This window comes from Paenibacillus sp. NRS-1760 (genome assembly GCF_050467785.1).
Classification (GTDB): domain Bacteria; phylum Bacillota; class Bacilli; order Paenibacillales; family Paenibacillaceae; genus Pristimantibacillus.
The window spans coordinates 783800-798891 of record NZ_JBITPK010000014.1; the positions used below are offsets into that span (position 1 = coordinate 783800).

Consider the following 15092-nt stretch of genomic DNA (forward strand, 5'->3'; position numbering starts at 1 on the left):
GCGCTCTTGAAGTACTATAGAGGAAGGTTAGCATATCAATTGATGTGCTAACCTTTTTTTTGTTAATTAAAGTGTTAATTTGGAATAAGAGGAAGCAGCAGCCCTTGCCTCTACCATGGAAAAACTCGACCATAAAAGGTCGGGTTTTTATTTGTTGTACGCCAAAAATCGGCGTGAACTCTAGGATTTATATTCAAAAGGCGACTGGCATGGTTGAATTATCTATTGCGTCTAAATAAAATCTTGGTATGATTCCTTTATGAATGTTAATGGCCAAAGCCCTCCGTTAATAAGTTGCACAATCTGATCCAAGTCTCTTTTATTCTGGTTATATTAATTAGCATCGAGAAGTTTTCCTAGATGGTGAAGAAGGGGATATCCTATGAAATTGCAGGCTGCTGGCAAAGCGAAGTGGTTCGTCTATCAGAAAATTGTCATCGTATTTATCGTATTTCTTGTTCCCCTCATTTCGATGAATATTTGGGTCAATTACAAGGGCATGTCGTTTTCGAAAAATACAATGTTGGATTCCGCCGAAGCGGGAGCTTCCTTTTATGCGAAGCAGCTGGACAAGGAAATGTATTTTATTCGCAATCAGCAATTAGGCTTTATTAACGGTGAAGATTTGCAAAAGCTTAGCTTCAGGGGAGGAAGCCTTGGGAAATATGATGAAGTTAGACTCATTGAGCAAGTGAAGGATCGATTGAGCTTTCTTATGAATTCGAGCGAGTACGTACTTAATGCAGGCGTTTATATTGCTTCAGAGGGGAAAACCATCTCGATTTCGAATGGCGTTACCAACACGCCAAATGATGAATACGAGCTTATTTCTAAGCTTATAGGCGTTTCGATTAAGCCCTCTTTTTACCTAGATGGTGATCGGATCTTCTTTATTGAGACGGCAAATAATGATGGCATTTGGTCGTATATCGAAATCTCTAAAGTGAAGCTGCTGGAAGAGCTGCATACCATTACTACCCTTTATCAGGAGTCAGAGGTTTTGCTTGGGAGTGAGGGTTTGGGGAGTGTATTTGCGACGACGCAAGATGAGCAAGCTATTTCTGTACAGCAACAGCTGGTTAAATTACCTAATGAGCAAGATGACAATATGTCCAAAATGGAGAAGGTAAACGGCATCCGTTATTTTGTTATCCATAATTTTGTAAGCTCTTTAAATCTGTCATTAATTATGTATGTGAATCAGAACGAGATCACTAGATCATTAAGCCAGTTTTATACGCTGTATTATCTGCTGTTCAGCATTACCATTATCATTCTTTTGCTTTATTCATTCTCCGTTAACGTCATGATCCATCGCCCATTGTCCAATCTAGGAAAGGCGTTTCGTATGATAGAAACAGATAATCTGAACTTAGTTATCGAATCCAAAACAAAGGATGAATTTCATTATTTATTTCAAAGCTTTAATCGGATGGCACATCGCTTGAAGGTTTCCATAAAGGAAAACTATGAACAAAAGATAGCGCTGCAGCACTCGGAATTAAAGCAGCTGCAATCTCAAATTAACCCTCATTTTTTATACAACAGCTTTTTTAACATTTATATGATGTGTAAGGTAGGCGATTCGGATAGTGCGGCGGAGCTCTCCCAAAAGCTGGGAAGCTATTATCAATACATTACAAGGAGCGGTTCTGATGAAGTGCTGCTTAACAAAGAATTTCAGCATGCGCTCGATTATTGTGAAATTCAATGTATTCGCTTTTCCAACCGCATTTCGTATGAATACACAGAGATTTCAGATCAATTGCATACCGTTTACGTTCCAAGACTTATCATTCAGCCGATCGTAGAGAATGTATTTGATCATGCCTTTGAAGATGGTACGATGAACGGAGTTGTCTATATTGGAGCCAGCTATCAGGATGATATCGTACGCATCACCGTAGAGGACAACGGCAGTTTATTAACAGATGATAAAATTGAGCAGTTGCAGGAGCAGCTTGCAGTCAAAACGAAACAGATTGAGAAAACGGGATTAATTAACGTCAGCAATCGGCTAAAATTAATTTATGGAGCGGACAGCGGCTTATTTGTCTCCCGAAGCCAATACGGCGGATTAAAAGTGGAGCTTATCATACATCTTGAGAATAAGGGGGCACAATAATGTACCGATTGTTAATCGTAGATGACGAGCCTGTCATTGTGAATGGCCTAGTGCAGCTTTTTCAGGGAAACAAAGACTTTGAGCTGGATATATGCAAAGCCTATTCCTCTGGTGAAGCGCTTGAAATAGCAAAAAAAACGAAACTGGATATTTTGATCAGCGATATTCGTATGCCTCAGAAGAATGGCCTGCAATTGGTGGATGAGATGGTATACTATTGGCCCGCATGCCGAGTCATTTTTCTTACAGGGTATAGCGAATTTGATTATGTATACGAAGCGTTAAAGAAAAACGTAGAAAACTATATTTTGAAAACAGAAGGCATTGAGCCTATTTTCCAAGCGGTAAAAGAGGTAATAGGAAAGCTGGAAGAAGAGAAAAGCGTTAAGCTGCAGCAGGAGAAGGCGCAAAGACATATTCAAATCGCCGAGCCGTATCTCAAAAAAGAAATGATGGAAGCTATGCTTGCCGGAGAACCGCTTCCTTCTTTATTGACGGAATCCATTTATGCAGAAGTGGAATTTGGCATTGCTGCTGAGCGCCCCGCTTTCTTCCTGGTAGGACAAGTGGATCGGCTTGAGGTTGAAAATTTAAAGGTTCTGGAATCGGTGCAACGGATTTTTGACAATCATTTGCCGGCTTCCATAGCTAGAGAGAAAGCTATCTACAATGGCAGCTCACTTCTATGGATTCTTCAAGCGGATGAGGAATTATTGGGACGTTTTCGAGGGAATGGGCCAGATGAGAATACGAAGGAGCAAGGCATCGCATCCTATATGAAAGGCATTCTTGAGCTTGTACAGAATGAATGTGTTGAGGTTCTCTCGGCTTCGGTTTCATTCGGCATTTCTGGAAATTTGTTAGGAAAGTGGGATACGCTCCATCATCAGGTGGAAGCTGTTCGTGCAATGATTCAGAAAAGAGCGGCATTTGGTCAAAAAATGGTTATTGTTGATTACGAAAAATCGAATGCTTGTGAATCCGATATGAGCGGAGAGATGAAGCAAGAAGAATTTAAACAATTGCTTATTGAACAAATTCATCAATATGTTCATAACAATCTGTCCAAGGATGTGTCTCTAACGGCTATTGCGGACGAGGTGCATTTTAATCCATCCTATTTGTCTCGCTATTACAAGCAGATCACAGGACATAATCTATTAGAGTACATTCAATCTACAAAAATGACCGTTGCCATCGATCTGATGATGAATACTTCCTTGAAGTTAAATGAAATTGCGAGTAAGGCGGGTTTTGACTCGGCTTCGTATTTTACGACTTTTTTCAAAAAAATGACGGGTCTATCGCCTCAAGAGTATCGAAATTCGCAATAAGTAAAAAATTCAAAAGCGATGTAAAAAAAGTGAAATTGAAACCGCTTTCCCTCTCGAAATATAATAAACACAGGGATCAGGGCTACTAACATTATCAAAAGGGGGAAGTGTTCCATATGAAAAATTATAAAACAATGAAGATGATTTTGTTGTTATCGCTGTCTGCTTCAGCCATTACAGCATGCTCCAGCCAAGGAAATGACAAAGGAAACACATCCACATCAAAACCGTCAACAGAGAACAACCAGACTGAAATCACTCCGCCAGATCCATTCGGTAAATACGCTGAACCGGTTACGGTTACAGAAGTGCTTGGATTTAATCCACCTGAGGATTCAAGAACGCCAAAAGGAATTACACCAGATCAAAATGCTTACTTTAAAGATTTAAAAGAGATGATGAACATTGACGTGAAATATAAATGGACCGTGCCTTCCAGCCAATTTGAACAAAAGTTCTCACTTGCGATGGCATCGGGCGACCTGCCTGATATTTTGGAGCTGGACCCGAAAAACTTCGAAAAGCTGAAAAAGCAAGATATGCTCGCTGATCTGACAGAAGCATATGAGCAATATGCATCGCCAACACTTAAGAAATATATGGAATCGGATGGCGGCTTTGCAATGAAGACTTATAACGCAGACGGCAAACAGCTGGCCATTCCAGCTTTTGAAGATCCATTCCTATCCACGCAATTGCTTTGGATTCGGAAGGATTGGCTGGATAATCTGAACTTACAAGCGCCTACGACAATCGATGAGCTGGAGAAGGTTGCAGAAGCATTTGTGAAAAACGATCCAGATCAAAACAAGCAAAATGATACTTATGGTATTTCATTGCAGAAAACATTGTTTTTCTGGGGCTTTGATGTAAGAGGATTATTTAACGGATTCGGAGCTTACCCATCCATTGGTGATGCTCAGACGGCTTGGATCAAAAATGGTGAAGATAAACTAATACCGGGCCTTATTCAACCTGAGGTGAAGACGGCGCTTAGCAAGCTGCAGTCTTGGTACCAAAATGGCATTCTCAATAAGGAGTTTGCGCTAAAGGATGAGAACAAAGCAGTAGAAGATCTTACTTCGGGCAAGGTAGGTATTTCCTACGGAGAATGGTGGTACCCGAACTGGCCGCTTAATTTAAATATTGACAAGGATCCGAAGGCTGAATGGATTGCTGTTCAAATTCCAGGGCTGGACGGTCCAGCAAAATCACTCGTTCCGAAAATTCGCGCTGGCAAGGTTTTCGCTGTAAACAAAAAAGCGAAAAATCCAGAAGCTGCAATTAAAATGATCAACTTCTATATCGAAATGGGCAATAAACAATATTTGGAGAAAAACAAAGCCGAGAATGGTTATGTATACAACTGGTTTAATCCACGTATCTACAACCCGGCTCAAATTGAAACCATCTATACAGAAGTAAACAAAGCACTCGACGCTAAACAAACTGAAATTACGCTGGATGACGAGAACTACAAGAATGTAGCGGATGTATTCAAAGCAGGAACCGATTTCCTCGCAGGCAATACAAAAGATGCTTCCAAAGGCGTCAATTGGGGTCAATATTACAGCCGTGCAGCAAAAGATGGCGGCTGGGGAACGACGCGTAAAATTAAAGAAAGCGGTGCGTTTGTAAACAATGAATTCTATGGCCTTCCTACAAAAACACAAGTAGAGAAAGGCGCTCAGCTGGATAAGCTCATGCAGGAATCCTTTACAAAGATCATTATGGGCGCTTCCATTGATGAATTTGATAAGTTCGTTGCAAGCTGGAAATCGCTAGGCGGCGATGATATTACAGCAGAAGTAAATGCATGGTACGGCGAGCAAGCGAAAAATTAAATCTTAAATCAATCAAAAGCGGGAGAGACGAGTCGAGGAGTCGACAACTCCTCCCGCTTTAAAATTAGCAGCTGGTTAGGAGGGTCATCTATGAGAACGCTGAAAAAAGAATATGTACTACATTTGATGTTACTGCCCGGTGTTATTGCTACATTGATCTATGCATACGGTCCTATGGCTGGCCTAGTGATGGCTTTTCAACAATTTGAACCATTATCCGGTTTTTTTAAATCTGAATTCGTAGGCTTTGACAATTTCCGTTACGTATTTGCGTTGCCGGATTTTGGTCAAGTGCTTTGGAATACGATCATTATTGCGATTTTCAAAATGATCCTGTTTTTGCTTGTTCCTCTTATTCTTGCGTTATTGCTAAATGAAGTGACAAGAAAATGGTTCTCAGGTTTCATTCAATCTGCCATCTTCCTTCCGTTCTTTCTGTCATGGACCGTGCTTGGCGGAGTCGTAATTGAATTGTTCTCGCTGAGCGGACCTGTTAATGGCTTGTTAACCGAAATTGGATTTCAGCCGATTATGTTTATGCTCGACAATGACTGGTTCAGAGGCATTGTCATTGGATCAGATGTGTGGAAAGGCATGGGCTACAATATGATTGTTATGCTCGCTGCCATTGTAGGGATCAATGCAACGCTTTATGAAGCAGCAGAGGTTGACGGAGCAGGCAAATGGAAGCAAGTGATGCACATTACGCTTCCAGGCATTTCCCCGATACTCATTTTGCTAGGCGTATTAAGCTTAGGCGGAATTCTAAATGCTGGCTTCGAACAAATTCTAATTATGTATAACCCGACCGTTTATGAAGGCGCAGATATCATTGATACATTCGTTTATCGACTAGGGATGTTCAGCCAGCAATTCGGACCGGCAGCGGCAATCGGCCTCTTTAAATCGGTCATTTCATTAGGGTTAGTATCCATTACCTACTATGCGGCTTATAAACTTAACAACTACAGAATATTCTAGAACGGAGGTAATACAGTGATACACAAACCATCAATCAGTAGAAAGCTTTTTGTCGTCTTCAATACGTTGTTGTTAACAGCTATCACGCTGCTTGGTATTATCCCGTTTATTCATTTACTCTCCATCTCACTTAGCTCGAATACGGCTGCGATGGCAGGAGAAGTTAAGCTTTGGCCTGTCGGCTTCTCCTTGGATGCCTATCAATACTTGGGAGAGAAGGTTGAGTTCTTCCGATCATTATGGGTATCCGTACAGCGGGTCGTGCTTGGGACGGCTGTTAATATGCTGCTTGTATTTATTACCGCTTTTCCGCTTGCGAAATCTAATCATCAGTTTAAATTTAGAACCCCTTATGTATGGTTCTTTGCGATAACGATGTTTTTTGGCGGCGGGTTGATTCCTACGTATATCATTGTCAAAGATACAGGCATCATCGATTCGATTTGGGCGCTCGTTTTGCCAGGTGCTTTGAATGTATGGAATATGGTGCTCATGCTGAATTTCTTCAGATCCATTCCGAGAGAACTGGATGAGGCAGCGACAATTGACGGTGCGGGACACTGGCGTGTGCTTTGGCAAATTTATTTGCCTGTATCGCTTCCATCGATCGCAACGATTGGCTTGTTCACGATTGTTGGGCATTGGAACTCATGGTTTGATGGCATTCTTTACTTGAATTCACCAGAAAAGTATCCGTTGCAAACGTATCTGTCTACATTAATTATGTCGATTAATGCCCAAATGTCTTCCATGTCTATTGAGCAGCTTAAAGTGATGGACAACTTAAGCGAGAAGACACTTCGAAATGCGCAAATTTTTATGGGTGCTTTGCCCATTATGCTCGTATATCCGTTCTTGCAAAAGTATTTTGTTAAAGGCATGACCGTAGGAAGCGTCAAGGAATAGATAGACTTACAACATCGAGGAGAGATTAATTATGAAAAAAGTTACGGTTGCCATAATTGGAGCGGGCTTGCGGGGTGTCAACTATTTGGAATATGCTCTTGCTCATCCCAATGAGCTGCAAGTTGTAGCTGTTGCAGAGCCGGTTGCAGAGCGCAGGAAGAGCTTCCAGGCTAGACATAACATTGCAGATAATATGTGTTTTGAGAACTGGGATGATTTTTTCGCTATGCCAAAACTAGCGGATGCCGTACTCATCTGCACGCAAGATAAACAGCATTTCGATCCGACAATGAAAGCACTTGAGGCAGGTTATCATGTGCTGCTTGAGAAGCCGATGTCTCCCGATGCCAAAGAATGTTTGCTTATGGGAGAAAAGGCGTCTCAGTTGAATCGAGTGTTTTCGATTTGTCATGTGCTTCGTTATACGAATTTCTTCTCTACCATTAAAGAATTATTAGAAAAAGAAACAATTGGTAAATTAATGTCTATCACGCATAATGAGAATGTAGGGTTCTGGCATCAAGCGCATAGCTTCGTAAGAGGAAATTGGAGCCGGAAAGAGGATTCCAGTCCAATGATTCTAGCGAAGTCCTGTCATGATCTGGACATCTTGCTCTGGTTGGCTGGTTCGGAATGCGTTCGTGTATCCTCCTTCGGATCACTCTCACATTTTACAGCCGATCAAGCGCCGGCAGGAGCGCCGTTACGCTGCTTAGACGGGTGTCCAGTGTCAGACGAATGTCTCTACTACGCGCCTAATTACTATTTAACAGAGGATACGAATTGGCCAACTTCGGCAATTAGTAATGATCTGAGCTATAGTGCGCGTTATAAGGCGCTTGAGGAAGGACCTTACGGCAGATGCGTCTATCATTGTGACAACGATGTTGTTGACCACCAGGTTGTGAATTTGGAGTTTGCGAATTCCGTCACTGCAGCATTTACGATGAGCGCATTTACTAGAGATGTCAGCCGCACAATCAAGCTTATGGGAACCAAAGGTGAAATCCGCGGCGCCATGGAGAAAAATGAAATTGAAGTGATCCATTTTGGCAGCGGCAAGATTGAGCGAATCGCATTTGAAGACATGGGAGGTCATGTTGGCCACGGCGGCGGTGATATGGGTTTACTCAAGGATTTCTTAAAGCTGGTAAGAGAAGATGGCAAGAGTGAGGGGCTTACCTCGGCAAGTCAATCCGTTCAAAGCCATTTAATGGCCTTCGCGGCGGAGCAATCTAGAGTGGATGGAAACAGCATCAATCTCAAAGATTTTGCAGAAAGCATTCTAATTTAAAGAGGTGCAAGATGTATGAATAATCCAGTTCAATTTGAGACGAAGTTACTAAGCTCGTTGACAAAAGTATTCGCAGATGAGACGCCAACCGAACAAGCCTTTCAAAGCGCTTCTGCGCTTTTCGGCGAAACCTACTCCTTCCAAGTCGCCTACACCTCAGATACTCTCTTAAAAAATATAAAAGTAAACATCGACTCCGACCTTGCAGAACGTATTTTGATTAGATCTGTTGGGCTGGCTCCTTCGGAGATGCCTTGTTTCCAAAATCCAGATGATAACGTCCTGCGCACGACACCGGGACTATATCCAGATCCATTATATGAGCTGAATCAACAATCCATTAATGCAGTACCCGAGCAGTGGCGTTCCATTTGGGTGAGCGTGGAGCTTGATGATTCTGTCGCTGCGGGTGTTCATTCCATTCAATTCTCCTTTCAATCAGAGGAAGGGGAGTCCTTAGCGGTATCCGATATATTTCAATTGACAGTCATCCCTGCGGCATTGCCCGCGCAGCAGTTAATTCACACGGAATGGTTTCATGTGGATTGTATTGCAACGCAGTATGGTGTCGAAGTCTTTAGTGAAGCGCATTGGACGCTTCTGGAACGTTATGTGGACGCGATGGTCAAGCACGGCATGAACATGGTATTGACGCCACTCTTTACGCCGCCGCTCGATACCCTTGTTGGAGGAGAACGTCCAACTGTCCAACTGGTGAAAGTTGATGTGGAGGGAGATACTTATACATTTGGCTTTGATCAGCTTACGCGGTGGGTAACGATGTGCAAGAAGCTGGACGTGAAGTACTTTGAGTTTTCACACTTGTTTACGCAATGGGGAGCAAAATGCGCTCCAAAGATTATGGGAACGGTACATGGAGAAGAGAAAAAGCTATTCGGCTGGGAGACGGATGCATCCTCTGAAGCTTATCGAAGCTTCTTGGATCAATTCCTGCCAAGTCTTGATCGCTACTTGAAAGAAAATGGACTGGATCAGCAAAGCTGGTTCCATATTTCGGATGAGCCGGACCTCAGTCAATTGGAATCCTATCAGGCTGCCAGCCAGATCGTGCGTAAGCATTTGTCTGATTATCCTATTATGGACGCGCTGTCTGATTTGGATATGTATGAGCGGGGTCTAGTGCAAAGACCGATTCCGGGAAACAATCATATCGAACCGTTTCTGGAGCATGGCGTTCCGGATTTATGGACCTATTATTGCTGTGCGCAGCATCAAGAAGTGTCCAATCGTTTTTTTAACATGCCTTCCTCTAGAAACCGGATTATTGGGCTTCAGTTGTATAAGTTTGGATTGAAGGGCTTTCTGCATTGGGGTTTTAATTTCTGGTATTCGCAGTACTCCATCGATCAGAAGCTGGATCCCTATCGGTCAACGGATGCAAAGCTTGCGTTTCCTTCGGGAGATTCCTTCTTGGTTTATCCTGGCGAAGAGGGGCCAATTGAGTCTATTCGCTTGGAAGTTCTCTATGAAGCGATGCAAGACTTGCGCGCACTCGAGCTGCTAGAGCAGAAAATTGGCAAAGAACAGACGATAAAGCTGTTGGAAGAGGGTTTGCAAGAACCATTGACGTTCTCTGTTTATCCAAAGGGCAGTGGGGAATGGCTGTTAGCGGCAAGAGAGAGAATCAATCTGGCTATAGCGAGTCATTATGCTTAATTAATGATTTAACTATTTTATAAGGCGGGAAATAAATGACTACATTTAATTATTCAGGATCTTCATTTTATTATAATGATCAGCCGATACGTCTCCTCTCAGGAGCTTTTCATTATTTCCGAACTGTACCTGAGCATTGGCAAGATCGACTTGCAAAATTAAAAGCCTGCGGGCTCAATACCGTGGAAACGTATGTCCCATGGAATCTTCATGAGCCGAAGAAAGGCCAATTTTATTTTGAAGGCATGGCGGATATCGTTCGTTTTATTGAGCTGGCTGGAGAAATCGGGCTGCATGTTATTGTTCGCCCGGCGCCTTATATTTGTGCGGAATGGGAATTTGGCGGATTGCCATCTTGGCTGCTGGCGGACCCTGATATGCGTCTGCGCTGCTACCATAAGCCGTTTCTAGATCATGTAGATGCTTATTATGATGTGCTGCTTCCGAAATTAAAACCACTCCTATGCACCAATGGCGGGCCGATCATCGCGATGCAGGTCGAGAATGAATATGGAAGCTACAGCAATGACAAACGCTACTTAATTCATCAAAAAGAAAGCATGATTGCTCGTGGAATAGACGTTCTGCTATTCACTTCCGATGGACCTGAAGATGCGATGCTGCAAGGCGGTATGATCGATGGTGTTCTGGCAACGGTGAATTTTGGTTCTCGGCCAGCAGAAGCGTTCGAGAAGCTTAAACAATATCAACCGGATGCGCCATTTATGTGTATGGAATATTGGAATGGTTGGTTTGATCATTGGGGGGAGGAGCATCATACCCGTCCCGCTGAGGATGTCGCGAGTGTGCTTGATGAAATGCTTAGTCTCAACGGGTCCGTTAATTTCTATATGTTCCATGGCGGAACAAACTTTGGTTTCTACAACGGAGCAAACGGCCATACGGCGGATAGCTATGAACCTACAGTGACTAGCTATGATTATGATGCCTTGCTAAATGAATCCGGTGAACCGACCGCTAAATATTATGCGGTGCGCGATATTATCTCCAAATATGTGGATGTACCTGCATGTGAATTGCCAGCTCCGATCGCTAAGAAAGCGTATGGACAAGTGAAAATGACCGAGCAAGCTTCATTAGCGGCTAATTTGGACAACATCTCTGCACCTATTTATACAGCATACCCTGAGACAATGGAAAAGCTGGGGCAGGATTACGGATTTATCCATTATCGTACGTTTATTAGCGGACCTCGTCCTAAAGATCAGTTTTTCTTGCAAGACGTGCATGACCGTGCACAAATTTTCCTTAACGGACAGCCGGCTGGTGTTCTGGACCGCGTTCATACCGATGTGAAGATAGAATTTGAAGTGCCTGCTGAAGGAGTAGAGGTCTCTATCCTTGTTGAGAATTTAGGCCGAGTTAATTACGGACCTTATATGAAAGACCGGAAAGGGATTACAGAAGGGGTACGTTTTGGACGCCAGTTCTTGTCGGATTGGACGACGTACACGTTACCGCTAACGGACTTATCGGGCCTGCAATTCGGGAGCATCACGGAACAAACAGGACCGAGCTTCTTCCGAGGAACGTTAATTGTGGATGAGCCATGTGATACTTTCCTCAGTCTGGAAGGGTGGACCAAAGGGGTCGTGTTCATCAATGGTTTCAATCTGGGTCGTTATTGGGATATTGGACCGCAGAAGAGATTGTATGTGCCAGGTCCATTATTGAAGCAAGGCGATAATGAGATTATTATCTTTGAATTGCATGGAACGACGGATAACACAGTTAGCTTCTTGGATCAACCTGATTTAGGCTCTTAAAATAAGGCAACTATAAATTGAGGGCGTAGGCACAAATGTGCTTACGCCCTTATTCATGTTTCAACTTGAATTAGGGGGAGAGTAAATGAATTCTAAATTAGGATATAAAGAATCAGATCGATTATTAATTATTAATGCGGATGATTATGGAATAACTTGGGGAACCAATGAGGCTATTCATACATTATTTCAACAGGCTGCCATTACCTCAACTTCAATAATGATTCCCTGCCGAGCAGCTAAAGAAGCTTTAAGCAAGGGTGATATTCAGACTATCGAGCACGCCGGAATTCATTTGACATTATCAAGTTCAGAGCATCAAGGATATAAGCCTGTGTATCATGAGAATCCGCTCCACAGCCTTGTTACTTCAGCTAATGAATTCTTTACAGATATCGCATTTTTAGAGTCCAATGCTGATCTGGATGAGGTTAGGCTTGAAATGCGAGCTCAAATTACATATGCGATTTCTCAAGGGATTGATCCCACTCATCTTGACAGTCATGCAGGGAGTATCTTTGGTCTAAACACAGGACGTGATTTTTTGGATATAGCATTAGATTTATGCCAAGAGTATCAACTGCCCTTTAATTTGCCTAGAAGAATTCTAATGCAGCCGTTTATAAACGAAGAGCAAAAGGAGAGGTTTTCCGAACGAATTTCTTCAGCGGACAGGCGCGGTATTTTCCTCATTGATGATATCATTTCTCTTCCGTATTGCCTTAGCACAAATGCAGAGTACGAGACGGTGAAGGCGCAGTTTGTATCCATGATCAAAAACCTAAAACCTGGTATCACCCAGTTAACTGTTCATCCGTCTATCATTACTGAAGAACTGAAGCAATTAACAAACTGTTGTATGGAAAGGGAAATTGAATTCCGCTTACTCTGTGATTTGAATATAAAGCAGCTCTTCCTAAAGGAAAACATCAAGCTCATTTCGTGGAAGGACATTCGTGACCTACAACGTTCAATTAATGGGTAACAGCGTATTGTTTAACTCTGATCATTCCATAAATAAAGTTGAAGCCCGATAGCTTGGTTCACGAGTCTATCGGGCCTTATAATGAGATTATTTACAGTGTATATGAAGGAAGAAGAAGCAAACTAGATGCTGCTTATTCTAGTTCTGGCTGCGTTGTTTCTCTTGCATTTCCAAATAATTGCGCATCCTGCGCATATTCTCTGGTGCGTCCATAGAGTCAGCGGCTATCATTTCAATGATACAGAGTCTTCCTGTACATTCCCTCTCCGCTTGGATTATAGCCTGATCAAGCTCTCCATAGGTTCGTACTGTCACGGCAAACGCATCGCCTCCAAACACTTCGGCAAGCTTAGTGTATGACCAGCGCGGAATTTTGTTATATTGTTGATTCTCTGTTTTGACATTTAAATATTTCTCGATTGTGTAGCCATCGTTGTTCAAGATGAAGATAATGGGTTTGCATTCATAATAGAGCATGGTGCTGATCTCTTGGGCTGTCAATTGCAAGGAGCCGTCACCTGTAAATAACAACACCCGCCGATCAGGTGCAGCGACGTTGGCACCGTATGCGGAAGGTGTGGCATAACCAATCGCCTCCCAGCCACCTTGTGCAATGTACGTTGCATTGCGCGGCAGTCTCACCTGCGCCATCCCGTTGTAAAACGTGCCAGTCTCGGCGACCACAATATCCCCTTCCTTCAGCAACTTCTGAAAACGCGGGTAATAAATGGCTGCAGTTAGTGGGTCACCGGCACTGCCAGTTATTTGGTCGTATGGGAATGTCGTTTTTCCCGCTAAACCTTGGCCTATGTATCCAATATTCTGCACCGCAAGCAGCATGTCGGCTGCGAACACATTCGGATATTCCGCTTCTGCGACCTTGACCATGTCCGGTTGAATATTGATTGTCACGAGCGGGTTTAGCTTCGCAGTGAAGTTCGCGGTATTATTGTCCGCCCATACCATGCCTACCGCAATGACACAGTCAGCATTTTCTACTGTGGTTTGGACTTCAGAACTTCCGAATGAACCTTCGTACATCCCAATATAATTCGGATGGGTTTCGTCAAATGCCCCCTTGCCGAACATCATTGTAGCAACAGGTACGTTCATCGCATCGGCTAGCTGCCGAACTGCTGTTACGAGGTCGAAACGCATGGTTTTGACATCAACCAAAATGACCGGCCGCTGGGCACGCCCCAGCAGTTGGCGTGCATGTTCCGTTGCTGCCTGAAGAGTTTTCAGATTGGACATTGGACGTGGGGGCACCGGCTCACTTCGTGTCATGATCGGTATGGTCACTAAATCATCAGCCACAACGAGGTACACTGGCTTTTTCTTCTCCTTCGCAATACGAATGGCGGCAGGAATTTCAATCTCAGCGTTTTCAGGTGTCAGTACTGCAGTATAAGCCGTAATCTGCTCGTACACTTTGTGGAAGACGTCAAAATTTCCATCCATTAGAGTGTGATGCATCAGCTTATGCTCCTTTTGATCCTTATCGGGAGGCGCACCTACGATATGAATCAGCGGCACATGCTCACTGTTAGCACCCGCTATCGCATTGCAAGCACTAAGCTCTCCGACTCCGAAAGTCGTAATAAGAGCGGATATGCCTTTAACTCTTGCATAACCATCCGCCGCATAACCTGAGTTTAATTCGTTCCGTCCACTCATAAACCGGATGCCTTTATAGCGCTCCAGCGTATCCAATAGTGTAAAGTTATAGTCTCCAGCAACGCCAAAAATTTCGGTAATGCCCTCCAGCTGTAGACAATCGAACAAGTACTGGCCTACTGTTTTTTGAGTCGCGCCAGTTTGCAGGTTAGCGCTGCCAGCCGCTGTCATCGTTTTCATTTTCCGCTCACTCCAAATTCTTATCAGTCTTATCCTGTATAAGATTCCCATTTCATTGGACTGGTTATTCACAAAGGGTTTTTCTCGTATGCAGTGTGCATGTTGTAGCATGTTGTGTGATTGGTTTGGGCGTGAACCGATAGTATGGTGTAAATAAGCGCAGAAGTGCACTTGTTTTTAACGAATGAGATGGAAATGATGAAAATAGGAGTACAAATGCATCTAGTTGAGCAGATTTGAGAAGGAGTTGGTTAAATAAGTGCATTTATGCGCTTAAATAAAGCCGCTGCTGACAGATGTGC

At 43.2% G+C, this 15092-nt stretch carries 10 protein-coding genes; 9 read left to right on the top strand and 1 reads right to left on the bottom strand.

Annotated elements, in window-relative coordinates:
- Positions 1-382 precede the first annotated feature (382 nt).
- The 9 genes from ACIFSR_RS22860 to ACIFSR_RS22900 all read left to right on the top strand — a co-directional run bounded on the left by ACIFSR_RS22860 (position 383) and on the right by ACIFSR_RS22900 (position 12933).
- Positions 383-2125: a sensor histidine kinase gene (locus tag ACIFSR_RS22860; RefSeq protein ID WP_076267640.1), complete on the top strand. Its 1743-nt coding sequence runs from the start codon at positions 383-385 to the stop codon at positions 2123-2125.
- Entirely contained in the window at positions 2125-3459 is a 1335-nt protein-coding gene (locus ACIFSR_RS22865) for a response regulator transcription factor (protein ID WP_430060127.1), read from the top strand. Before ACIFSR_RS22860 ends, ACIFSR_RS22865 begins: the two co-directional genes overlap by 1 nt.
- Before the next feature lie 116 nt (positions 3460-3575).
- Complete coding sequence (locus ACIFSR_RS22870; RefSeq protein ID WP_339204338.1) at positions 3576-5303, top strand: extracellular solute-binding protein; 1728 nt, start codon at positions 3576-3578, stop codon at positions 5301-5303.
- Positions 5304-5393: 90 nt separating this feature from the next.
- Positions 5394-6284, top strand: a complete 891-nt coding sequence (locus ACIFSR_RS22875; protein ID WP_076267643.1) for an ABC transporter permease — start codon at positions 5394-5396, stop codon at positions 6282-6284.
- Positions 6285-6302: 18 nt separating this feature from the next.
- Positions 6303-7190 (top strand): carbohydrate ABC transporter permease, encoded by an 888-nt coding sequence (locus ACIFSR_RS22880; RefSeq protein ID WP_430060443.1) that lies wholly within the window; start codon positions 6303-6305, stop codon positions 7188-7190.
- A 31-nt stretch (positions 7191-7221) separates the two neighbouring features.
- Complete coding sequence (locus tag ACIFSR_RS22885; protein WP_430060130.1) at positions 7222-8484, top strand: Gfo/Idh/MocA family protein; 1263 nt, start codon at positions 7222-7224, stop codon at positions 8482-8484.
- 15 nt (positions 8485-8499) lie between these two features.
- Positions 8500-10161: a DUF4091 domain-containing protein gene (locus tag ACIFSR_RS22890; RefSeq protein WP_339204336.1), complete on the top strand. Its 1662-nt coding sequence runs from the start codon at positions 8500-8502 to the stop codon at positions 10159-10161.
- Between the two features lie 35 nt (positions 10162-10196).
- Positions 10197-11948 carry a beta-galactosidase gene (locus ACIFSR_RS22895; protein WP_430060132.1) on the top strand — a complete coding sequence of 584 codons (1752 nt, stop codon included), beginning with the start codon at positions 10197-10199 and terminating at the stop codon, positions 11946-11948.
- An 85-nt stretch (positions 11949-12033) separates the two neighbouring features.
- Positions 12034-12933: a polysaccharide deacetylase family protein gene (locus tag ACIFSR_RS22900; protein WP_430060134.1), complete on the top strand. Its 900-nt coding sequence runs from the start codon at positions 12034-12036 to the stop codon at positions 12931-12933.
- Between the two features lie 138 nt (positions 12934-13071).
- Here ACIFSR_RS22900 and ACIFSR_RS22905 read toward each other — a convergent pair whose 3' ends face one another.
- Positions 13072-14790, bottom strand: a complete 1719-nt coding sequence (locus ACIFSR_RS22905; RefSeq protein WP_430060136.1) for an alpha-keto acid decarboxylase family protein — start codon at positions 14788-14790, stop codon at positions 13072-13074.
- Between the last annotated feature and the right edge of the window lie 302 nt (positions 14791-15092).